Origin of the sequence: Halomicrobium sp. IBSBa (genome assembly GCF_017612575.1) — an archaeon.
GTDB lineage: Archaea > Halobacteriota > Halobacteria > Halobacteriales > Haloarculaceae > Halomicrobium.
Map to the genome: position 1 here is coordinate 281189 of NZ_JADPQC010000001.1, position 22849 is coordinate 304037.

The 22849-nt window shown below is 67.4% G+C and carries 21 protein-coding genes; 3 read left to right on the forward strand and 18 right to left on the reverse strand.

The genetic code is table 11. The annotated features are described in order from the left end of the window. Positions 1 to 7 precede the first annotated feature (7 nt). Entirely contained in the window at positions 8 to 559 is a 552-nt protein-coding gene (locus tag IL252_RS01565; protein ID WP_208626167.1) for a halocyanin domain-containing protein, read from the reverse strand. Between the two features lie 203 nt (positions 560 to 762). On the opposite strand from IL252_RS01565, the gene IL252_RS01570 reads away from it, so the two are divergent. After that, positions 763 to 2289, forward strand: a complete 1527-nt coding sequence (locus IL252_RS01570; protein ID WP_208626169.1) for a cryptochrome/photolyase family protein — start codon at positions 763 to 765, stop codon at positions 2287 to 2289. 3 nt (positions 2290 to 2292) lie between these two features. On the opposite strand, the gene IL252_RS01575 is transcribed toward IL252_RS01570, so the two are convergent. Next, positions 2293 to 4041, reverse strand: coding sequence for an AarF/ABC1/UbiB kinase family protein (locus IL252_RS01575; RefSeq protein ID WP_208626170.1), 1749 nt, complete (start codon positions 4039 to 4041; stop codon positions 2293 to 2295). A 145-nt stretch (positions 4042 to 4186) separates the two neighbouring features. Between IL252_RS01575 and IL252_RS01580 the strand changes: the two genes are divergently transcribed. After that, positions 4187 to 5875 carry an NAD-binding protein gene (locus IL252_RS01580; RefSeq protein WP_208626172.1) on the forward strand — a complete coding sequence of 563 codons (1689 nt, stop codon included), beginning with the start codon at positions 4187 to 4189 and terminating at the stop codon, positions 5873 to 5875. Here the strand turns inward: IL252_RS01580 and IL252_RS01585 are convergent. The 12 genes from IL252_RS01585 to IL252_RS01640 all read right to left on the reverse strand — a co-directional run bounded on the left by IL252_RS01585 (position 5872) and on the right by IL252_RS01640 (position 17351). Next, the gene (locus tag IL252_RS01585) at positions 5872 to 8508 is read right to left on the reverse strand and encodes a heavy metal translocating P-type ATPase (RefSeq protein WP_208626174.1); all 2637 of its coding nucleotides are present in this window, start codon (positions 8506 to 8508) and stop codon (positions 5872 to 5874) included. The genes IL252_RS01580 and IL252_RS01585 overlap by 4 nt on opposite strands. 120 nt (positions 8509 to 8628) lie before the next feature. After that, positions 8629 to 9219, reverse strand: a complete 591-nt coding sequence (locus tag IL252_RS01590; protein WP_208626176.1) for an AsnC family transcriptional regulator — start codon at positions 9217 to 9219, stop codon at positions 8629 to 8631. A 2-nt stretch (positions 9220 to 9221) separates the two neighbouring features. Then, a complete protein-coding gene (locus tag IL252_RS01595) occupies positions 9222 to 9905 on the reverse strand; it encodes a metal-dependent transcriptional regulator (RefSeq protein ID WP_208626178.1) in 684 nt (227 codons plus the stop codon). A 77-nt stretch (positions 9906 to 9982) separates the two neighbouring features. Then, positions 9983 to 10162: a hypothetical protein gene (locus tag IL252_RS01600; protein WP_153553755.1), complete on the reverse strand. Its 180-nt coding sequence runs from the start codon at positions 10160 to 10162 to the stop codon at positions 9983 to 9985. A 145-nt stretch (positions 10163 to 10307) separates the two neighbouring features. Continuing rightward, positions 10308 to 10556: an MTH865 family protein gene (locus tag IL252_RS01605; RefSeq protein ID WP_153553756.1), complete on the reverse strand. Its 249-nt coding sequence runs from the start codon at positions 10554 to 10556 to the stop codon at positions 10308 to 10310. A gap of 104 nt (positions 10557 to 10660) precedes the next feature. Next, positions 10661 to 11248, reverse strand: a complete 588-nt coding sequence (locus IL252_RS01610; RefSeq protein ID WP_170094644.1) for a DJ-1/PfpI family protein — start codon at positions 11246 to 11248, stop codon at positions 10661 to 10663. A gap of 108 nt (positions 11249 to 11356) precedes the next feature. Continuing rightward, complete coding sequence (locus IL252_RS01615) at positions 11357 to 12142, reverse strand: HAD-IIA family hydrolase (protein ID WP_208626180.1); 786 nt, start codon at positions 12140 to 12142, stop codon at positions 11357 to 11359. Between the two features lie 39 nt (positions 12143 to 12181). Further along, a complete protein-coding gene (locus tag IL252_RS01620; RefSeq protein ID WP_244256704.1) occupies positions 12182 to 13603 on the reverse strand; it encodes a response regulator in 1422 nt (473 codons plus the stop codon). A 105-nt stretch (positions 13604 to 13708) separates the two neighbouring features. Then, on the reverse strand, positions 13709 to 15118 hold the full coding sequence (locus IL252_RS01625; RefSeq protein ID WP_208626185.1) for a hypothetical protein: 1410 nt from the start codon (positions 15116 to 15118) through the stop codon (positions 13709 to 13711). Further along, complete coding sequence (locus IL252_RS01630; RefSeq protein WP_208626187.1) at positions 15115 to 15840, reverse strand: ABC transporter ATP-binding protein; 726 nt, start codon at positions 15838 to 15840, stop codon at positions 15115 to 15117. Before IL252_RS01630 ends, IL252_RS01625 begins: the two co-directional genes overlap by 4 nt. A gap of 73 nt (positions 15841 to 15913) precedes the next feature. Continuing rightward, entirely contained in the window at positions 15914 to 16603 is a 690-nt protein-coding gene (locus tag IL252_RS01635) for a YqjF family protein (protein WP_208626190.1), read from the reverse strand. Between the two features lie 61 nt (positions 16604 to 16664). Further along, entirely contained in the window at positions 16665 to 17351 is a 687-nt protein-coding gene (locus IL252_RS01640) for a YqjF family protein (protein WP_208626192.1), read from the reverse strand. A gap of 184 nt (positions 17352 to 17535) precedes the next feature. On the opposite strand from IL252_RS01640, the gene IL252_RS01645 reads away from it, so the two are divergent. Further along, the gene (locus IL252_RS01645; protein ID WP_208626195.1) at positions 17536 to 17796 is read left to right on the forward strand and encodes a hypothetical protein; all 261 of its coding nucleotides are present in this window, start codon (positions 17536 to 17538) and stop codon (positions 17794 to 17796) included. A 156-nt stretch (positions 17797 to 17952) separates the two neighbouring features. Here the strand turns inward: IL252_RS01645 and IL252_RS01650 are convergent, their stop codons facing one another. From IL252_RS01650 to IL252_RS01665, 4 genes are read right to left on the reverse strand one after another with little or no spacing between them, the layout of a single operon-like run. Then, positions 17953 to 18930, reverse strand: a complete 978-nt coding sequence (locus tag IL252_RS01650; RefSeq protein ID WP_208626198.1) for an aldo/keto reductase — start codon at positions 18928 to 18930, stop codon at positions 17953 to 17955. A gap of 49 nt (positions 18931 to 18979) precedes the next feature. After that, on the reverse strand, positions 18980 to 20059 hold the full coding sequence (locus IL252_RS01655) for an ABC transporter permease (protein WP_170094661.1): 1080 nt from the start codon (positions 20057 to 20059) through the stop codon (positions 18980 to 18982). Continuing rightward, positions 20049 to 21878 (reverse strand): ABC transporter permease, encoded by a 1830-nt coding sequence (locus IL252_RS01660; RefSeq protein WP_208626201.1) that lies wholly within the window; start codon positions 21876 to 21878, stop codon positions 20049 to 20051. Before IL252_RS01660 ends, IL252_RS01655 begins: the two co-directional genes overlap by 11 nt. Further along, positions 21879 to 22775, reverse strand: a complete 897-nt coding sequence (locus IL252_RS01665) for an ABC transporter ATP-binding protein (protein ID WP_170094665.1) — start codon at positions 22773 to 22775, stop codon at positions 21879 to 21881. Positions 22776 to 22849: the final 74 nt, after the last annotated feature.

A 22849-nucleotide genomic window follows, 5' to 3' on the forward strand; every position in this document is an offset into this window, starting at 1 on the left:
CAGATCGTCACTCGACGACGATCGCGCCCTTCATCCCCAGCGACTTGTGGGGCGTACAGTAGTAGAGGTAAGTACCGCTCGATTCGAAGGTGTGCTCGTACTCGACGCCCTCGGTGTTGACTGCGCCACCGGAGTCCAGCGGACCGTCACCCTCGGACTTCACGTTGTGGGTGCCGCCATTGCCAGTCCACTCGAACTCGACCGTCGTGCCCGAAGAGATCTGGACGGCAGCGGGGTCGTACCCGAACGCGCCGCCGTTGGCCTCTGCACCGACCGTGACGGTGACGGTGTCCTGACCGGTCATGTCTGCGACCGTCCCGTCGAAGTTCGACGTTTCGCCGAGATAGTTAGCGACCTCGTCGCCGGCTTCCATCGACGAGCCACCGCTCTCGGTCGCACTCTCAGTCATCTCTTCTTCGGTGGCGCTTTCGGTCATCTCGTCGTCGGTCGCGCTCTCGGTGGCGTCGCCGCCGTCTCCACTACAGCCAGCGAGAAGACCTGCTGCAGCGATTGCACCGGTACTACGGAGGAGCGTCCGTCGGTTCAGGGAGTCACTCATAGACACAGTGGAGTAGGGGAAGGAGACGGATAAGGTGGCCGAACACGGGGAATCCCGCCGGATGGGGTGCGATGACACGCGACAGCGAAACACGGCTCGTCGGGGAATCTACCGGCGTCGAAGCGGCGACGACCAACGTTCGTTGGGGTGGTGTTCATGGTTCGTGTGGGCAAAGATGGAGACATGCGACAGAGTGGTTCGCAATGACTGTGCTGGTGCTTGGCGACCAGCTGTCCCGGCGATTCGGTCCACTCGCCGACCGGCCGGACGATCGCGTGGTGATGATCGAGTCCAGGGAGTTCCTCCGTCGGCTGCCCTACCACCCGCACAAGCCGACGCTCGTGTTCAGTGCGATGCGTCACTTCCGGGACGCGTTGCGCGAAGCGGGCCGGACCGTCGACTACCACCGAGAGGAGACGTTCGAAGACGGGTTCGAGAGCCATCTCGAGCGCCATCCCGACGACGATCTCGTGACGATGACCCCGGCGAGTCACGGCGGCACCGAGCGGCTGCGGACGCTGATCGAGCGACACGGCGGGACGCTCACGACAGTACCGGACGAGCGGTTCCTCTGTGCGCCAGCGACCTTCGACGAGTGGACGGACGGCCCGCCGTACCGTCACGAGTCGTTCTACCGATCGATGCGCCGGGAAACCGGTTACCTGATGGACGGCGACGATCCGGTCGGTGGCGAGTGGAACTACGACGAGCAGAACCGCGAGACGCCGCCCGACGACTGGGAGCCCCCAGCGGTGCCGACGTTCGAACCCGACGAGACGACGCGTCGGGTCCAGTCGTGGGTTCGCGACCACTTCGACGGTAGCTACGAGCGAGCGCCCTACGGCGGTGACTGGGCCGATCCGGAGCCGTTCCGGTGGCCGGTGACGCGACGGCAGGCAGTTCGGGCGCTGGACGCGTTCGTCGAGGATCGCCTCGCCGACTTCGGGGCGTATCAGGACGCGATGGTCGAGCGCGAGTGGGCGATGGCGCACAGCCTGCTGTCGACTTCGCTGAACCTCGGACTGCTGGGGCCTGCGGAGGTCGTCGAGCGCGCGATCGAGGCCTACGAGACCGGTGACGCACCGCTGCACAGCGTCGAGGGGTTCGTCCGGCAGGTGATCGGGTGGCGAGAGTTCGTCCGACACGTCTACCGTCGGGAGATGCCCGAGCTGGCGACGGCCAACCAGCTGGATGCGAGCGAGGACCTCCCGGAGTTCTTCTGGACGGGCGAGACGGACATGGCCTGTCTGGACGCGGCCATCGACGGCGTCCGCAAGCGGGGCTACGCACACCACATCGAGCGGCTCATGCTGCTGTCGAACTTCTCGTTGCTGCTCGGTGTCGAGCCGGCACAGCTCAACCGCTGGTTCCACGCAGCCTACGTCGACGCTTTCCACTGGGTCACGACGCCCAACGTCGTCGAGATGGGGCTGTACGGCTCGGGTGCGTTCGCCACGAAGCCCTACGCCGCCTCGGCGAACTACGTCGACAAGATGAGCGACCACTGCAGCGACTGTCCGTACTACAAGACGAAGACGACCGGGGAGCGAGCGTGTCCGTTCAACGCGCTGTACTGGGACTTCCTCGACCGTAACGAGTCACAGCTCCGGTCGAACCACCGGATGGGACTCGTCTACAGCCACCTCGACGACAAGGACGACGATCAGCTGACGGCGATCCGAGAGCGAGCAGACGAACTGCGGACGCGAGCCGCCGACAGCGAGCTGTGAGCGCTACTCCTCGCCGCTCTGTCGGCGGCGCATCTCCTGGCGGGTGAACTGCGGCGACGCGCCCAGGCCGGGACCGCGCCGACCGCGAAACGACCAGACGAGCGCGAGAGCGAACAGCGCCGTCAGCCCGCTTACGGCGACGAGGGCCCGCAGCGCCCCCATCGCGTAGAGCCCCGCGATCGCGAGGAGGCCGACGCTGACACAGAGCCCGTAGACGAGCCGCCGTGCCATCCTGCGGAAGGCACCGCGGTCGTCCTCGATCACCGTCGACAGCGCTAGCTCGCCCCGCTCGACCTTCGCCAGGGCGTCGTCGAGTCGGGGCGGGACCGCGACGGTCGCCCGTGCGCTGGCTCGCAGCTGGTCGGTCACGCGCTCGCGGATCTCCTCGCCGCCACTCGCCATCCCCCGTTCGAGGACGTAGTCCGTGACGACTTCGATGAAGTCGAACTCGGGGGCGAGCGTCCGGGTCACGCCGTCCAGAACTGTCGTCACGCGGACGACGTGGGCCAGATCCTGCGGGATCCGCATCGGGAACTCGTACATCGCGCCCTCGAACTCGGCGATGATCCCCTCGACGTCGAACTCGTCCAGATCGGCCCCACGGAACTGCTCGAAGGCGATCTCGAACAGTTCGCGCACCATCTGGCGGTCGGCCGTCGGGTCCAGCGCCTCCATGGCGACGAACGAGTCGATCACCTGATCGATGTCGTCGGTCGCGATGCCGACGTAGAAGTCGACGAGGTGAGCGCGAGTCTCCGGCCCGAGCTGGCCGGTCATCCCGAAGTCGTAGAAGACGATCGTGCCGTCGTCCTGTACGGCGAGGTTGCCGGGGTGGGGGTCGGCGTGGAAGACGCCGTCCTCGACGATCATCTTGATGTAGATTTCGGTCAGGCGCGTGACGATGCGCTCGCGGTCGACCCCCAACTCGTCGATCGCGGCCACGTCGTCGATCTTCGTCCCCTCGACGTAGCGCATCGTGAGGACGCGGTCGGTCGAGTACTCTGGCAGCGAGTCGGGGATACACACGTCGTCGACCGCGGCGAAGTTCTCGCGGACGGTGTCGAGCCGGCGGGCCTCGTGGGCGTAGTCCATCTCCTCGCGGATGGTCACCGTGAACTCCTCGGCGAGGTTCCCGAGCGTGAACGCCTGGCCCGGCGGCGACGCCCAGCGCAGGACCGGCGTCAGCGTCGCCACGACTCGGAGGTCCGACTCGACGCGACGACGGACGTTCGGCCGGAGGACTTTCACCGCGACCCGGTCCCCGTCGACCTCGCCGACGTACACCTGTCCGAGGCTCGCGCCGCTGATCGGCTCGGTGTCGAACGTCTCGAACACCGAATCGATCGGTCCCAGTTCCCGCTCGATCACCGGCTCGATCTCCGCCCAGGGGGCCGGCGGGACCTGGTCCTGAAGCTCAGCGAGCACGTCGACGTAGGCCGCCGGCAGCGCGTCGGGCCGCGTCGAGAGCATCTGCCCGATCTTGACGAACGCGGGGCCGAGGTCGACGAACGTCGCTTTCAGAGCCCGCGCTCGCCGGGCCTGCTGGGCACTGGTCACTTCGCGCGACCGACCGAAGAGGAGGTATCGACGGCGATCACGCAGGAGGGTGATCGCGAACGGGACGAACTGCCAGGAGATGACGACCGCGCGCCAGAGCGCACGCAATCGGACGCTCAGTCCGGTCGGCCGGCGCACGGTCTCGCTACCGGTTCGCTGGTCGTCGGTCTCTTCGATAGTGTCGGTCCGGGCCACAGTATAGGAGCGTCTCAGGTCGCGTGCCGCTTGAGAGTATCGGAGAAGTGCGGTGGTCAGTAACGGAAATATCGAAGCGATCGACTGTCGCCGAAAGTTCGGCGTAATAAAACCTTTTTACCGGCGAGCAGGAATCAGATCAGAGATGGTTTCGCTCCCCGAACGGGTCACCGACATCGAACTCTCGCGTCGGGACCGACTCGTCGTCTACTACGTCCTCGGACTGACAGCACTGGTCCTTATCTACGCACTGGTCTACAACACCCTGATGGCGCGTCTGGAAGGCGTCGACCAGTCGATCTTCGCGTCGTTCGAGTGGGTCGTCCAGACGATGACGACCACCGGCTACGGCCAGGACTCGAGTCTGTGGACACATCCGATCACGCTCGTGTTCGTCGCGCTGACGCAGCTGTCGGGGATCGGAATCGGCTTTTTCACGCTCCGGCTCGTGATCATCCCGCTGTTTACCGGCGCAGAGGTGAACCTCGACGATCGGCTTACACCCAAACAGGACCACGTCATCATCTGCGAGTACCGGCGCGACTCTGCCGTATTGCTCGACGAACTCCGGGAGCTGGACATCGACTACGTCCTGGTGTCTTCGGACGAGCAAGAGGCGAAAGACCTCTCTGACGAGGGGTACTCCGCGATCCACGGCTCCCCACAGGACGCCGAGAGCTTTCGGCGTGCGAGTATCGACAGCGCACGGGCGGTGATCACGGACGCCGGTGACGCGAACGTCAACACGATCCTGACGGTGCGGTCGATCAGAGACGACGTCGACGTGATCGCGCTGACAGACGACAGCGACGCCGAAGACGTGCTCACTCAGGCCGGAGCCGACAGCGTCCTCTCGCCACACGGCGTTCTCGGCCACCGCCTCGCGGAAAAAGCAATCTCGTCGTTCAGTTCGAAGCTGACAGACACGATCGAACTCGGCGCGGACATGGAGGTCACGGAGATTCCCGTCGATCACGACAGCCGCCTCATCGGGAAACGGCTCCGGGACACGAACATCAGGGAACGAACGGGCGCGAACGTCATCGGGGCCTGGATCGACGGCGAGCTCCAGCTCCCTCCGGACCCTGGCGCGGTCATCCGCCAGAACACCGTGTTGCTCCTCTCTGGTGATCACGAAGCGTTGGAGGCGTTCGGGAGCGTGACCCAGCCCTCTCGGACGATCAGACGGCACGATCGGATCGTCGTCGCCGGCCAGGGAGAAGTCGGGCAGGCCGCCCGCGCGGCCATCGACGAGGCGGGGATCGACGCGGTGACGATCGACATCGAGGAGGGTGACGAGGTGGACATCGTCGGCGATGCAACCTCGAAAACGACGCTCCGCGAGGCGGGGATCGAGACTGCGGGCGCGATCGTCGTCGGCCTGCCCGACGACTCGGCGTCGCTGCTGGCGACGGTACTGACCCGCTCGCTGGACGACGACATCGAGATTCTCGTGCGGGTCAGCGACACCGACGCGACGCGGAAGGCTCTCAGTGCCGGTGCCGACTACGTGTTGTCGGTGCCTCGGGTGAGCGCACGAATGGTCGCTCGGGAACTCCGGGGTGAGGAAGTGCTCGCACCGGCGAGCCAGATTCGGCTCGTCCGCGTCCCGGCAACACAGTTCGCGGGCCAGACACTCGCGACCTCGGGTATCTACGAACAGACCGGCTGTCGGGTGATCGCCATCGACGACGGGTCGGATGAGATGGTCACAACCGATCCCCAGCGAGAGTTCACCGGCGAGGAACACCTCACACTCGTCGGACCGGACGAGGCGATCCAGCAGTTCCTCAAGCGCTACGACATCTCACCGACAGACGAACGCGGGATCTAGCGCAGCCGGCCCAACAGCTGGTAGTCGGTGTCGGGGACGTAGCTGCGGAACAGCAGGCTGTTGGTCAGCACGGAGACGCTGGACAGCGCCATGGCACCGGCAGCGAGCACCGGCTGGAGCAGGCCCAGCGACGCCAGCGGGATCATCAGCGTGTTGTACCCAAGCGCCCAGACGAGGTTCTGCTTGATCTTCTGTAGCGTCGCTTCCGAGACGCGGATCGCCTTCAGCACGTCCGCCGGATCGTCTCGCATCAGCGTCACGTCGGCCGCTTCGATCGCCACGTCGGTGCCCGAACCGATCGCACAGCCGACGGCCGCGGTCGCCAGCGCCGGGGCGTCGTTGACGCCGTCGCCGACCATCATCGCCTCGCGCCCGTCGGCCTGGATCTCGTCGACGGCGTCGGCCTTGTCTTCGGGGAGCACCTCGGCCATGACGTTGTCCGGGTCGATCCCGACCTCACGGGCGACCGCGCGAGCCGTCCGCTCGTTGTCGCCGGTGATCAGCCACACGTCGAGATCGCGGTCTCGCAGGTCGGCGACGGCGTCGCTCGCGGAGGGTTTGATCGTGTCCGCGTCGGCGACGACACCGACCACGCGGCCGGCCCGCTCGTCGATTTCGCCGTCCGCGTCGCGGGGACGGAATCCGACGAGCATCGCCGTCTTCCCCTCCGATTCGAGTCGCTCGCGGTCCGAGTCGGCGGGGGTCGGGTCGATGCCGTTGGCGTCCAGCAGTCGGGGGCTCCCGACGAACACCTCCCCGCGATCGATCGTCGCTCGCACCCCCTTGCCGGGGACGTTCTCGAAGGACTCGGGCGACTCGATGTCGAGGCCGCGCTCGCGTGCACCCTCGACGATCGCCTCGGCCAGCGGGTGCTCGCTCTCCTGCTCGGCGCTGGCGGCCAGCGCGAGCACGTCGTCCTCGTCGAAGGCCGTCGGCTCGTCGCGCGCCTCGCGCTGGACGCCACCGTCGGGCGCGGCCGGATCGAGCGCCACGACGTCGGTCAGTTCCATCTCGCCCTCGGTGAGCGTCCCCGTCTTGTCGAAGACCACGGCGTCGACGTCGCGGACCCGTTCGAGGATGTCGCCGCCCTCGAAGAGGACGCCGTGTTGGGCACCGATTGCGGTGCCGACCATCGTCGCGGCCGGCGTCGCCAGGCCCAGCGCACAGGGACAAGCGATCAGGACGGCGCTGGCGAACACGACGATCGCGAACTCGGTGACGCCGATCGGACCGCCCACTGCCTCGGGGCCGCCGCCCAGCAGCCCCCACACGGGCAGCGCGTCGACGAACCCGCCCAGGACGGCGGGGAACTGCCACCACAGGACGCCCCACAGCAGGGCGTTGGCGATGACCGCCGGGACGAAGTACGCCGAGATGCGGTCGGCGATCCGCTGGATGTCTGGCTGACGCGACTGGGCGTCACGGACGCGAGCGACGATCTGCTGGATCGCCGTCTCCTCGCCGACCTTCGTCGCCTCGACGACGAGCGCGCCGTTCTCGTTGATCGTCGATCCGATCACCTCGTCGCCCTCGGCTTTCTCGACCGGGACGGACTCGCCGGTGACCATCGACTCGTCGACCGCGGATTCGCCGTCGACGACGACGCCGTCGGTCGGGACCTTCTCGCCGGGCCGGACCTTCAGCCGGTCGCCGACCGCGACCGCTTCCAGCGGGACCTCCTCCTCCTCACGGCCGTCTTCGTGGACGACCGTGGCGGTCTCGGCCTCCATCTCCAGCAGCGAGCGGATCGCCTCGCCGGCCTGGCCCTTCGAGCGGGCTTCGAGGTAGTTGCCAAGCGTGATGAACACGAGGATCAGCGCGGCCGTGTCGAAGTACAGCCCCGCACCGGGGATCAGCCCGATCAGGGCCGCGACGCTGTAGACGTACGCCGTCGACGAGCCAAGCGCGATCAGCACGTCCATGTTCGCTCGACCGTTGCGCACCAGCGCACGGTAGGAGTTGACGTAGAAGGGCTTCCCGAGCGCGATCTGGACCGGCGTCGCGAGCGCGAAGGCGAACCAGCCCACGTCGACGCCAGCCAGCGAATCGCCGAGCAGTCCCAGCCCGAGGACGTGATCGACCAGCATCACCAACAGCGGGACCGAGAGCGCGCCGCCAAAGAGCGTGAGGCGAAGCTGGCGGCGGATCTCTTCCTGCCGCGCGAGGTCGCGCTGGTCGCGGCCGTCCCCGCCGTCTCCGCCGTCGGCTCCGTCCTCCCGGACCGGCGTGTAGCCCGCCGACTCGATCGCCTCGTACAGGTCCGAGCGGTCCGCCTCGGCCGGGTTGTACCGGACCTGTGCCTCGTCGGTGGCGTAGTTCACGTCGGCCGCGACGACGCCGGGCGTCGCCAGTAGCGACTCCGCGTTGGCCTCGGCACAGTTGGCACACGACATGTCCGTGATGCCGACCGAGACCGTCTCGTCGACGGCACCGTAGCCGGCCGACTCGACGGCGTCGTAGATCGCCGACAGCGACGTGACCTCGGGGTCGTACTCGACGCGCGCCTCGTCGGTGGCCGCGTTGACGTCGGCCGATGCGACTCCATCGAGGGCATCGAGGGCGTCCTCGATCGTGGCTGCACAGTTCGCACAGCTCATTCCCGTCACCGACAGACGGGTCGTCCTGGTACTCATCTTGTGTATCGATACGGGCTCCTGTTTCATGCGGTTTGCCCCTTCGAAACCAATGGCTCTAGCAGGCCAGAGTTTCGAGTCAAAGGGAATAGTGGCCCGGAACGATCGCTTCCAAACCGCTCACATACCGTCCCGGAGCTGGTCGTACGTCTCGACGAACTGTGACTCACAGGACTCACAGCAGAAGTAATACTCCGTCCCGTCGAGGACGCGGCTCGTCCCCTCGTCGTCGACGGTGTTGCCACACTCGACACAGGTCGGAGCCAGTTCGGCAGAGCCGACGCTGGGCGACCAGACGGTGTCGGCGAGGACGCGCACGTCGAATTCGTGGACGTACTGGAGCAGGTCCCACTCTTCGAGCAGCGACGTTACGTCGGCCTCGGGCACCGTCGCCGTAAAGAGGAGTCGCGCGTCGACGGTCCGAAGCACGTGTTCGACGGCGTCGACGGTGCCCAGCCGCGTCGCCACGTCGGCGGCGATGTCCGGATCGACGGTCAGTTCCACGAGGACGGAGACGCCCTCTCGGAGCATCTGGCGGTCGAGTTCCACCGTGAACCGTCGCAACAGCCCGCGCTCCTGTAGCCGTTCGATCCGGTCCGACACCGCGGGCCCGGACAGATCGACCGCGTCGCCGATCTCGCTGTAAGGCCGGCGGGCGTCTTCTAACAGCAGTTCGAGGATCTGGCGATCCGTGTCGTCGAGCGTGTCCATGGTCAGGCAGTGCCCGCGTTCTCTTCTGTAGCAACGGGCCGAACGTGTATCAGTTCTGCGACGCGGTCGGGCAGCGAGACCTCGCGGCCGTCGATTGCGACGGTGACCATCCCGATCGGAGCCACGTCGACGACTTCCAGGCGGCTCTCTGGGGCGATGCCCCGCTCGGAGAGGTACGCCAGCTCGTCGGGGTCCCGGTCGCTGATCCGCTCGACGACGACCTCGTCGCCGGTCTCGTGTTCGCCCAGCGTCTCGCCGAACTCCTCGTCGAGGGGCTCCAGGGTCTCGCTGGGGATCGGGTCGCCGTGGGGATCGACCTCGGGGTCGCCCAGCGCGGCCGCGACGCGGCGCTCGAACTCCTCGCTGATGTGGTGTTCGAGCCGGTCGGCCTCGTCGTGGACCTCCGACCAGTCGTACCCCAGGTGTTCGGTGAGGTACGTCTCCAGCAGCCGGTGGTGGCGGACGACTTCGAGCGCGACGGTCTCGCCCTCCGGTGAGAGGTGTGCTCCCTTGTACTTCTCGCGCTCGACGAAGCCGGCGTCGGCGAGCGTATCGAGCATGCTCGATGCCGTCGGCGGCGTCACGTCGAGTGCGTCGGCCAGCGACGAGGTCGAGACCGGCCCCTCCTCGTCACGCTGGAGCTGGTAGAGGGCTTTCAGGTAGTCCTCCATCTTCGCGCTCAACATTCACTCTCGGGTAGGGCCATCGCAAGGAAATAAGTATCGTTGCCGAGGGTTCGGCCGCGCCGTTCGACCGCTCGCGCTCAGCGCTCGGGCGGCTCCGAGCCGTCCTGACTCCGGACGCCGTCGCCGTCGTCGGCGGCCCACTTTCGCTGCTGACCGGTCAGGATCCACAGCACCGCGTAGCCGGCCACGCCGACGACGAACAGCGTCGCCGGGATCAGGAACGGGCCGAACGTGTCGACGGCTGTCGCGACGACCATGTGCCGGCTAGGGTCACCGCCGGCATAAGTGCCAGCATCCGGTCGGGCCGTCGCTCACAGTCTGTGTCCGGGCGGCCGAACCGTCTGCGCGACGAGCCGGCGGCTCTCTGTCCGGCTGGACGACAAAATCAGCGACGGGAACGACCTACAGCAGGTCCTGGTCGTCGAGCTGTTCCATCACGCTGTCGACGAACTCGTCGACGCTGTCGTAGGGGAAGTCCCCGCCGAGCTTGGTGTTGAGCTCCATGGCCGTCATCGAGAAGTCGCCGGACTCGAACTTCGTCGACGGCCCGTTGGGCAGGGCCGGGACGAGGTCCATCGGACTGGAGATCGGGTAGTCGGCTTCCTCGAACGCTTCGGTGAACTGCTCTCTGAGGTCGTCTTTGTCTGCCATGTCATCCCGTTTGTCGACCGGTCTAAAAAAGCATTCGACCACACCACACAGCCACATTGTTTAGAGTTTATTCTGGGAACCGCCGGGTCGCCGCGGACGGACCGTCAGTCGTCCGCCGCGACCGGTTCGCCGTGACTGATGTCGGTCCCCAGCAGATCGAGGAACTGTGCGAGCCACTCGTCGTGGTCCGGCCAGGCCTGGCCGGTGACGAGGTTGTCGTCGGTGACGACCTCGTCGACCCACGAGCACCCGGCCGCCTCACACTCCGCCCGGACGGCGGGGAAAGACGTCATCTCGTACCCGTCGAGGACGCCGGCAGCCGCCAGAATCTGTGGGCCGTGACACAGCGAGGCGACGGGCTTGTCCGCCTCGAAGAAGTGCCGCACGGCGTCGAGCACCGGCTCGTGGGTCCGGAGATACTCCGGCGCGCGCCCGCCCGGCACGACCAGCGCGTCGTAGTCGCTGGGCGTCACGTCGGCCAGCGTCGCGTTCAGCTCGAAGTTGTGCCCGCGGCTCTCCATGTAGGTCTGGTCGCCCCGGAAGTCGTGGACGGCCGTCTTGATCGTCTCGCCGGCCTCCTTCTCCGGACAGACCGCGTCGACCTCGTGGCCGACCATCTGCAGCGCCTGGAAGGGAACCATTATCTCGTAGTCTTCGCCGAAGTCGCCGACGATCATGAGGATGTCACTCATTGGAAACACCGCGCTCGCCGAGAGCGCGTTAGAGAGTGACACAGCCGGCGACAATAAATCAGATGGTAAACTGACAGATCCTCGTCAGGCAATCGACAAGAAGAGAGTTCAGCGGTCGGAGAGAACGGTGTCGATCTCGGCGATCGAGTCGAGGACGTGATCGGGTGCCACGTCGCTGTCGGCGAGATCCGCTCGCGTCGTGGCACCCGAGAGCACCAGCGCGGTCTCCATGCCGGCCCGTTCGCCCATCGCGATGTCCGTCGAGAGGCGATCCCCGATCACGAGACAGTCCGACGCCGGAACGTCCAGCCTGTCGAGTGCCGCCTGTGTCGCCTGTCGCGACGGCTTGCCGAGGATCAGGTCGGGCTCCGCTTCGAGGACACCGGCGACCGCGTTGACGATGGCTCCCGACCCCGGCGTCGGCAGGCCGTTCTCACCGGGAAACGTGCGATCTGGATCCGTTCCGAGGAAGGTCACGGCCTCGTCGTAGGCCCGGAGGGCGTCGACCATGTCGTCGTAGTGGAAGTCGGGACTCCACCCCGCGAGCAACACGTCGGCTCGCTCGGGCTCGTCGGTGAGCGCCACCCCTTCGGTGTCGAGAATCTCCGCGATGCTGTCCGTGCCGACGAGAAACACGTCGTCGTCGGCGTGGCGGGCCCGGAGGTACTCGGCGGTCACGTCGGCCGCCGAACAGGCCTCGCCCGGACGGACCGTCACACCGAGGTCGGCGAGTCGGTCGACGTAGGCCGCACCGCTCCGGGTCGGGTTGTTCGAGAAGAAGAGGAGCGACTCGCTGACGGCCCTGAGGGAGTCGACGGCCGTCGCGGCCCCAGAGACGAGGTCGTCGCCGTGATACACCGTTCCGTCGAGATCGACGATCACGCCGCGGCTCATCGAGGGACGCTACGGACTGGATCGCCAAAGGCCGACCGGTCAGTCGACGAAGGTGACGCCGCTGATCTCGACGGCCAGGCCGCCGTCCTCGCTCTCGCCCAGCTCGACCGACCAGCCGTGGGCCTCGGCCACGCGCTCGACGATAGTAAGTCCCATGCCTGTCCCCTCGGTATCGGTCGAGTATCCCATCTCGAAGGGGTCGTCGTCCGTCGAGAGGTCCATGCCACAGCCGTCGTCGGCGACGACGAACCCGTCGTCGGTCACGCTGACGGTGATAGTCACCGGATCGGCGTCCTCGGCGTCCTCGGCGTCCGACGGAGGACAGCCGTGGTCGACGGCGTTCCCGTAGAGGTTCGAGAAGATGCTCCCGAGACGGCCGTCGTCGGCCTGAATCCGGGCCGTGGAGTCGACCACCAGTTCCGCCTCGCCGCTGTCGGTCACCATCCAGCTCTCGCGGGCGATCGTGCCCAGGTCGACGACGCTGGGGTCGTCGACGGTCTCGCCCTCGCGAGCGAGTGTCAACACGTCGTCGATCAGCGACTCCATCCGGTCGAGCGAGCGCGTCAGTCTCGCCTGAAGCTCGGCGTCGTCGCCCCTATCTTTCTCTAACAGCTGGAGTGCGGACTGGGCCACGTTGAGCGGATTCCGCATGTCGTGGCTGACGACGCTGGCGAACTCTTCGAGGCGCTCGTTCTGGCGCTTGAGCTCCCGTTCGCGCTCGACGCGCTCCGTGATGTCCCGAGAGACCAGCTGGAACGACGGCCGGTGGCTGTGTACGTCGATCGGGACGTAGATGTTGTGAAACGACCGGCCGTCGATCTGGTCTTCCGCGTGGGTCGGATCGCCGTCCTCGATGACGGACTGGCCGACCGCAGTCCGGTCCTCGCCGACCGCCCCGAGGACCGCAGCCAGCGTCTGGCCGACGAGTTCCTCCCGGCTGATGTCGGTGAACTCGGCCATCGCCGGGTTGGCTGCGAGGATCGTCCCGTCCTCGGCGACCTGTGCGATCAGGTCCGGAGAGGTGTCGACCAGCAGCTCGTACTTGGCCTGAGTGCGGCGCTTCGAGACGACGTTGCGAATCCGGTTTGCCAGGCGTCCGTACTGCTTGTCTTCGACGACTTCGAGCTTCAGCAGGTAGTCGGTGACGCCCGCGGCGATGGCCTCGCTGGCGACCTCCTCGTCGCCGCGTCCGGTGAGGAGAATAAAAGGGATGTCGGGCTCGCGTTCCCTGACCGCATCGAGAAACTCCAGGCCGTCCATGCCGGGCATCTCGTAGTCGCTCACGATACAGTCCACGTCGTTGTCAGAGAAGTAGTCGAGAGCCGCCTTCGGGTCGCTGGCCGCGTGCGTGCCGAAGTCGTGGTCCTCGGCCAGCGTCTCGGCGGTCATCTCCGCGAAGAATTCGCTGTCGTCGACGACGAGGACACTGAGTTGTTCTCGACCGCTACTTGGCGTTGTCACGTGGGACACCAGTTCGATTATCGTGGTATTGCGTGAACGGACACTTATAGATACTCGATGCAGTCGTGTCGCCACCGTGTCCACTGGCACACCCCGACGACAGCCTCACTCGCGGAAGACGCTCGTCCACCGCGGCCCGGCGCGTCTCGTCAGCACCAGACCCACGACCGCGCCGACGAGTGCGATCGCCACGGCGACGACGCGCACGAGGAGCGGGTCGACGCGCACCGCCAGCGCGGCGACCACGAGCGGCGTCGCCAGCGCGGCGAGGGCGGCGCCGAACAGCGCGAACCGCGGCGTATCGAACAGCAACTCGTTTGGCGAGAGCCCGGTCACCGCCGCAGTCACGCCGAAGACGTACAGCGCGACCAGCGGCTGAACGACGGCACCCAGCGCGACCTCGGCCAGAGGGTACCACAGCAGCGCGACCGCGAGATAGAGCAGCGACGCCCCGACCGACAGCAGGAGGTACGCCCGCAACGCGCCGCGAAACACCGCGTCGTAGCTGACGGGGTACCGGAGGTACTCGCGTGGGTCCCCGAACTGGGTCACCCAGCTGTAGGTCGTGAACCCGCCCAGGCCCAGCAGCGTGCCGAAAGCGATGCCGACGCCCGGTTCGATACCCGTCGCGGCCGTCACCTGCCGGAGCACCAGCGCCGTGACGCCGAAGAGGACGCCCATCGAGAACAGGACCTTCCAGACCGAGCCCGCCGAGCGCGCGACGGCGAGCAGCGGGCGGCGCGTCAGCCCGTCGGGCGCGACGGCGACCAGCAGGCGATCCAGCCGGCGGTGGCGGCCGTCCTCGCCGTCGTCTTCGGTCGGCTCGAACAGCGCGATCCCGAGGCCGCCGAGAGCGAGCGGCGGGACCACCGCGACGACGACGCCCGCCACGGACGGATCGGTGAACAGCCGGTACGGCGTCAGCGCGACGGGATCGGTGCCGGTGGCGACGACCGCGACCACGCCAGCGGCCAACGCGACGCCGACCGCGAGCGCGTTCCGCGCGGCCAGCGCCGCGAGTGCGAGGCTGGCCGTCGCGCCGAGCGCGAACGCCAGCGTCACCGTCAGCCAGGCGAGTGCGACCGTCGCGGGTGCCATCCCGCGGCCGACGGCGACCACGCCGAACCCCGCCAGCACGGGAGTGACGAACAGCCCCGAGTAGTAGAGGACCTCCTTCACGAGGAAGAGGCCGAGGAGCCGTTTCATCGACAGCGGGAGCGTCCGCGCGGAGAAGAGCAACAGCGTCACGTCGCCCAGCACGTCCCGCAGGGCGTCCCGGCCGACGAGACCGATCGTCCCGACCTGGAGACCGAACAGCGCCACCAGCGCGTGCAGCCCGGCGAGGACGGCCGCGGACTGGGTCCCGGTGGCTGCCAGCAGCGCGGTTCCCAGCGCCGTGAGTGCGCCGATCGCCAGCGGGAACCCCGCGAACCGACGGCCGCCGAACAGCTCGCTGTGGAGTCGCCACTCCTCGCGGACCATCCACGACAGCAGCGTCTGGTTGGACGCCGTCATCCGACGACCGCCTCGCGCTCGGCGTCGACCTCCGCGACGAACACGTCCAGCAACTCGCCGTCGTCGAACTCGCGGGGATCGCAGGTCGCGACCAGCCGGCCGTCGGAGACGATACCGACGCTGGTACACAGCTCCTGGGCCACCTCGACGAAGTGCGTCGAGAGGAAGATCGTGTTGCCCTCGGCGCAGTAGTCGGCGAGGTGGCGCTTGACCTGTTCTTGCATGATCGGGTCGAGGTTGACCAGCGGCTCGTCGATGAAGACCAGTTCCGGCTCGTGGACGAAGGCGGCGGCGAGCATCACGCGCTGGCGCTGGCCCTCCGAGAGGTTCGTCGACAGGGTGTCGAGCGTCTCGGCGAACGACAGTCGCTCGGCCCACCGCTCGACGTGTGCGTCCGGATCGGACAGCTCCCGGACCTCGCAGACGAATTCGAGGAACTCCCGCGGCGTGAGGAAGCTCGGCGGGTCCTCCCGCTCGGGCAGCGTCCCGATCGCCCGACGGACCGCCATCGGCTCGGCGACGGGATCGTGGCCCAGCACGGTCTCCGTGCCCGACGTGGGCGTCCGCTGGCCGGTCAGTATCTCGATCGTCGTGGTCTTGCCCGATCCGTTCGGGCCGAGCAGCGCGAACAGCTCGCCCTCCCCGACCGTCAGCGACAGTCCCGACAGCGCGTCGAGGTCGCCGTACTCCTTCGTGAGCCCCGTCGTTTCGATCGCCGGCATGGGGCTATCCAGTAGACGGCTCGGCTTAGCTGTTGGGTCGGCCACTCACCGTTCGGCGACGAGCGGCCGGTCGCTACAGCGGTTCCAGCACGCCCACGCCCATCTGGACGCCGGAACTGTAGTGGGCCAGCGACTCGCCGTCGAGGGCGTCGACCCCCGCCGTGTTCAGCAGCGTCGTCTCCGTCACGGTCGCGTCGGCGGGCTGGACCGTCCACGGCGGGTGTCCCACCGACCCGACGAGCCGCGTCTCCAGCGGCCCGGTCGTCACGTAGCGCTCGCGGTCGAGCAGGAAGGCGGCGAGGGTGTCGGGAGCCGTCGTCGTCGGCGTTCCAGTCGGCTCGAACGTGACGCCCAGTCGCGCGTCCGCGGCGTCTCGCCGCCGCGAGACGACCTCCGTGCGGCCGTCCTGGCGGCGTCGTCGTACGTCGGCGTGGGACGCCGGCAGGTGAAAGAGCGTTCGGAGGGCGTCGGCGGCGAGACGGTCGGTCACGTCCAGCGAGAGAAAGGCGACCGCACGGTCACCGGACGGCGTCTGCACGTACGTGCGGACGGCGACGCTCTCGACGTGCTCGCGGACGGGGACGCCGAAGGCGTCGAAGCGATCGATCGAGAGCGACAGCACAGACACCCACGCCGTGTCGTCCATCGTGTCCGGTTCGGCCCAGTTGGGAAGCACGGCACGAACCGCGGCAGGCGCGACCGGCCAGTGGAGGAAACACACGTCCGAGAGCGTGATCGAGAGGGGACGCAGCGGCCCGGACATGTCGCTCCGTAGGAGCGCGAGGAGCTTGAGTGATCCGGCGATCGAGGAGCGCCGCCGCCGATCAGCCGTGTCGGTGGAGTCGGCCCGCGGTCACGTCGAGGCCGGGACTGAAGTGGACGACCCGCTCGGAGTCGGGCGTGTCGAAGCCGCTGGCGGCGAACAGGTCGTTGCGGTCGAACGTGACCGTCGCCGGTTGGAGGTCCCACGGCGGGTGGTCGATGTCGGCGAAGTAGATCCGGCCGCGGTCGTCGGCCACGTAGAACCGATACCGCTCGGTGAGGAACGTGGCCAGCGAGTCGTCGCGTGCGGGCTCTGGCAGGCCGGTGGGCTCGAAGCTGGCCCGAAATCGAACGTCCGGGGCGTCGGGATGAGTGCGCACGCTCTGGAGGCGCGTCCGCGAGCCGTCACGATGAGCGGTCATCCGAGCGCGGTAGTAGGGCAGCCGGAACAGCCGGCGAGCCACCGCGACGCCGAGCCGGTCGTCGGCGTCGAGGTTGTAGAAGTACACGCCGGGCTGGCCGTCCAGCGTGACGTACGTCCGGAGGTTCAGCTCGTAGAACGAGCGTCCGATCGGGGAGCCCCGCGGCCGGATGTCCGCCATCCGGAAGGGGACGACGCCGAGCCACGCAGACCCGTCGAAAGTGTCGACGGAGAGTCCCTCGGGCAGCGACCGAGCGACCGTCTCGACCGGGACCGGCCAGTGGGCGAACAGGACGTTTCGCCACTCCATCGAGAGCAGAGGGCGCATACTCGACGTTAGGCGCGAGGGCAATAAGGGGTGTCGCCCGGGGAACTTTGGGCCTCCTCTTCCCAGTGGCGGACATGACGTGTGCAGTCAGACAGAGCGACACCGTTCGGTGGCGTGTGGCGGTGTTCGGCAACCCGACCGAGATATCTCACGAGCACAACTGCGAGACAGCCAGGAGCCAGCGATGAGCGGCGACGAGGCAGCCCAGGCGGGCGTCGGTGAGCCACCGGAGCGCTGTCCGATCTGTGAGACCGCTTACAACTCTGTCTCGGTCCACGAGGAGGGCGTCGCGGTGAACCTGATCGAGAACGAGCGCTTCCGACGGGTCTGCTTCGAACCGATCGACGACGGCGGCCCGCAGTTGCGGTTCTACCACCACACCCACGAACAGGCCGGCACGACTCCGTCGAGCGAGCGCGGAACCCCCGGTGGACGGGTGCCCTAACCCTGTTTTCGGTGTAAAACTACGTAATATGTGTCGCTTCGACTCCCGCTCGCCCCTCCGAGGCCCGCTGCTCACGTGTCGCTTCGACTCCCGCTCGCCCTTCCGAGGCCCGCTGCTCGCTTCGCTCACAGCGCGCCTCGCACCCAGCGCGCCTCGCTACTCGTGACCCGAAACCGGCACCGGCTCGTAGGGCGCTTCCAGCCACTCGACGTCGCTGTCGGCCAGCGAGATGTCGAGCGCGGCGACGGCCTGTTCGAGGTGCTCGATCGTCGTCGTCCCGACGATGGGGGCGTCCACGGCGTCCTTGTGCAGGAGCCACGAGAGCGCGATCTGGGCCATCGTCGCGTCCTTCTCCTCGGCCAGTTCCTGAACGCGCTCGTTGATCTCGCGGCCGCCGCCCTCGAAGTAGGGATGTTCTCGCGCGTAGTCGTCGGTCTGGCCCCGCGTCGTGGCGTCGAACTCCTCGTGAGGGCGCGTGAGGTAGCCGCGGGCGAGCGGGCTCCACGGGATGACGGCGACGTCCTCCCGCTGGCAGAAGGGGAGCATCTCGCGTTCCTCCTCGCGATAGAGGAGGTTATAGTGGTTCTGCATCGTCTCGAAGCGGCTCAGGTCCTCCCGCTCGCTGGTCCCCAGGGCATCGGCGAACTGGTAGGTCCACATCGAGGAGGCACCGGCGTGGCGGATCTGGCCGCGGCGGACGGCGTCGTCCAGCGTCCGCAGCGTCGTCTCGATGGGCGTGTCGTCGTCCCAGCGGTGGGTCTGGTAGAGGTCGACGGTGTCCATCCCCAGCCGCTCCAGCGAGGCTGATAGCTCCTGCTCGATGGCCTTCCGCGAGAGGCCGCCGGAGTTGGGGTCGTCCTCGTCCATCTGGAAGAACCCCTTCGTGGCGACGACCTGCTCGTCGCGGTCGTACCCCGACAGCGCCTCACCGAGGACGCGCTCGGACTCGCCCGCCGAGTACATGTTGGCCGTATCGAAGAAGTTGATCCCCAGGTCGATCGCGCGGTCGATGACCGCTCGACTCTCGGACTCGTCGAGGACCCAGTCGCGCCACTCGGAGGTGCCGAAGCTCATACACCCCAGACAGATCTTCGAGACCTCGATCCCGGTCGAACCCAGCGTCGTGTACTCCATACCCGAGCCAGCAGACGGTGCCACAAAAAGGTACGTCGGCGACGGTCGACTACAGCGACTCGGGCTCGACGCGGGCGACGTACCGGCGCGCGACCACGAACAGCACCACGGCGGCGACGACGTAGCCGGCGACGTGGCCGTAGGTCACGAGCGACGGGCTGTCGACCGCGAGCTTGGCCGCCGTCGTCGATGGGTGTTCCGGCAGGAGGATCGCCGCGCCGAAGACCACCAGCGTCAGGACCGAATACAGGAGTTGTGCGGGCCGTCGGCGACCGAGTTGCAGTCCCAGCACGACGCCGAAGACGACGACGATCGCCGCCGTCGCGGCGACGAACACCAACAGCGCCAGCGGATTCGACACCGCGATGCCGTTGACCGACAGCAAGCCGATCCACAGCGCCGCCTGTGCCGGTGCCAGCGCGATCATCGCCAGGGACTTGCCGTCGACCACGTCGACCAGGCTGACCGGCGCGACCCGCAGCAGTTCGAGCGTGCCGCGTTCGATCTCCTCGGTGATGGTGTCGACGGCGACCGAGCCGCTGATGAACGGCGGCAAGAACAGCAAGAGCGGGATCAAGACGGTGTAGGTGAAGCTGAAGTACGGGCTGGCGTTCGCCTCCGGCGGGAGTTCGAGGGGCGGCGCATCGAGCGATTCGGCGCGCTCGAACCGTTCGTTGCGCTCCAGGGTCTTCAGCACCTCGCGCAGTTGGACGACGATCAACGTCGTCCGGATGCTGCTGTCGGGCGCGATCGCCGTCACCCTGATTACCTGGCCGTCACTGTCGGGTGACGCGTACGTTCCCGTCAACACCGCGTCGACGCGTCCGACGTTGAACGCCTGCTGTGCGTCGTCGGTCGCGTCGAACGCGACCGGCTGGACGCCGTCGGTCTCCGCGACGGCCTCGAACAGCTCTTGCTGGGCGTCGCCGGTGACGGCCATCTCGATGCCGCCCGACTCGACCGAACCGGGATCGTACAGCGACGTGAGCCCGACCACGAGGAACGACGAGAACGCCGCCACGAACAGCTGGATCAGAATCGCGAGCACGATCGTCTTCTCGCGCCCGAGCGACGCCAGGTCCCGGCGGGCGATCACGAGCCGCGGGTCCAGCGAGCGATCACTGGCCAAGGGCGATCACCACCGTGTAGTTGTAGGCGAAGTGAATCACCATCGCGGCCCCCAGGGCCAGCAGGTACGACCGCCGAGAGCGCCGCGCCCCGAGCGAGGAGACCGTCGCGGTGACGACGTGCAAGAGGAGCGGCAGGAGCAAGAGGACGGGGACGGTGACCCAGAGCGGCACGCCGGACGGCAGCAGTTCCAGCCCGACCTGGCTGGTCTGGATCTCGCGGAGTCCCGGATTGACCAGTTGCGCCACGAGCGTCACCTTCTCTGCCAGGAAGAACCCCACGCCACTGAGTGTGCCGACGATCACCCCGGTCCGGAGCGACCGGTCGTACCGACCGCTGGTGTAGCCGGCGTAGAGGTGCAGACTCTTCGCGACTTCTTCGATGAGGACGACCGCACCGAGGATCAGAGGGATCGTCAGTGCCGCCGACAGCCCCTGCAGCGGGAAGATCAGTGCGATCGCCACCAGTTCAGCGACTAACACGAGCGGGATCAGCAACACGGAGAGTTTCAGCGCACTCCAGTTCGACTTGATCCGGCCCGAGAGCGCGTCGAGCACTTTCAGCGGGATCGCTCGCTGGGTGAACATGTCCTCTTCCCGGTAGAGCCCGGCCCCCAGTCCGAACAGGACGACGGCCGTCAACGTGGGCGGAATCGTCGAGAACGCGAAGTTACTCGCCGTCACAGTCTGGGCCTGGAGATCGCGAACCACGACCGTCAGCGGCGAGATCAGCGCGATCGGCGTCACGTCCGTGAAGATCGCCGGCACGAAGGCGTAACTGGTCAGCGAGACCGTCACGGTCACCGTGACAAAGGTCAGTTCCTTGAACGACCGCGCGAACATCGCGCCACAGAACGTCGCCGAGAGGAAGAGCAGTGCGATCGGGAGCATCGCCAGGACCGCGATCGGCCCGCCGCCGGCAGTCAGGTTCCCGAAGCGCAGACCGAGCGTAATCGCCGTCACGACGCCCATGGCACCGAGGAAGTACGGTAGCGTCTTCCCAGCGACGATGTCGAACCGGCTGACTGGAGAGACCAGCAGCAGTTCCCCCCGGCGGTTGAGCCGCTCGGAGAGCATCGTCGAGCCGTAGGCCTGGATGACGAAGTTCATCGGGACGATAAACAGGAAGGCGAGCACGAGCGACTCGAAGGGGAAAGGCGGCTGAATGTCCGAGGGAGAGCCGGTGGTCGACCCGCCCGTCAGTCCCGCACCGAACCCGGCCAGCCCCCCGGCATCGCTGTCGGTCGAGCCGCTGGCACTGCCGCCGTCGCCGCCGCTCCCACCGCCAGCTCCGCCGGCACTGCTACCGTCACCGTCGCCGTCGCCGCCATCGCCCGAGCCGCTGTCGGACGCGATCGTCTCAGAGACGCCGGACTGTTCGAGGTAGACCAGCGTCACCGAAACGGGCTCTGCGGCGGTCTGGTTGTCGTCGCGGGCCATCCGGCGGCTGTTGTACCGGTCGACGCTCGTGCGGAACTCACCGAGCGCCGCCCGCTCTTTGGGGTCTTCCGGACTGCTCGCCAGCTGTGTCCCGACGAAGAGCAGTTCCTGGTCGCCGCGTTCGACCGCCGCGGGGTCTGGCTCCTGGACGACGAACGCCGCGTCGTCGCTGGCCGGGGCGTAGTAGGAACTCGACTCGTCGACGCCGATCCGGTAGAGCCCGCTGTCGAGTCCGCTGGCCCCGCTGCTGGCTGCGAGCCCGGCGACCAGCACCATCGCCACGACCGAGACGGCCATGATGGCGACGGTCCGCTTGTCGACGCCCCCGGCGTTCTTGGTCACCTCCCACTTGGCGATCCGCAGTAGCTTCCGCGGATTCATCTAGGCCTCCTCGACGTAGCGGGTCCCCGGCGTCTCGCTCTCGGCGACGTTGAGGAACACCTCTTCGAGACTCGACTCCTCGGTCCTGATGTCGATGACCTCGCCGCCGCGTTCGGCGGCGGCCGCCCGTACGTCCTCGACGCCGTCCATCGTCTCGACGACGCGCCGCCAGTTGCCGTTCTCCGCGACCGCGCCGGGCACCTCGACGGTCGCGTAGACGTGGTACTCCCGGTCGCCGTACTCGTCCTGGAGGGCTTCCAGATCGCCGCGAGCGACGATCTGGCCCTCGTTCATGATCGCCACGCGGTCACAGATCGTCTCGACGTGGTAAAGGTTGTGCGCCGAGAAGACGATGGTCTTGCCCTCCCGAGCCAACTGCTCGGTGAACTGGATGACGTAGTTCGTCGTCAGCGGGTCGAGTCCGCTGGCGGGTTCGTCGTAGACCAGCACGTCCGGATCGTTGATCAGCGATCTGGCGATGGCGACCTTCCGCTTCATCCCCTTAGACATGTCGCCCAGCTTGCGCTCGCGGTGTTCGAGTTCGAGCTCGTCCAGCGTGTCGTGCATCCGTTCGGTCGCCACGTCCGTCGGCACGTCGTACAGGTCCGCGAAGAATCGGAGGTACGACAGCGGCGTCATCTCCTCGTAGAGGGGCGATTCCTCGGGGAGGAAGCCGAGTTGCTGGCGCATCTCGGTGTCGGTCACGTCGTAGCCGGCGACGGACACGTCGCCGCTGGTCGGTTCGAGCAGGCCGGAGAGCATCTTCAGCGTCGTCGTCTTGCCCGCACCGTTCGGGCCGATGACGCCGAACACCTCGCCCTGGTCGACGGAGAACGTGCTCCCCTCGACGGCGACGAAGTCCCCGTACTCCTTGCGAAGGTCCCGAGCTTCGATCATCTGCCCGACGCTTGTGACCGAACTCCCCTATAGTTGCCCCCCGTTTATTAGCAGTGAGAACGAACTACAGCCGT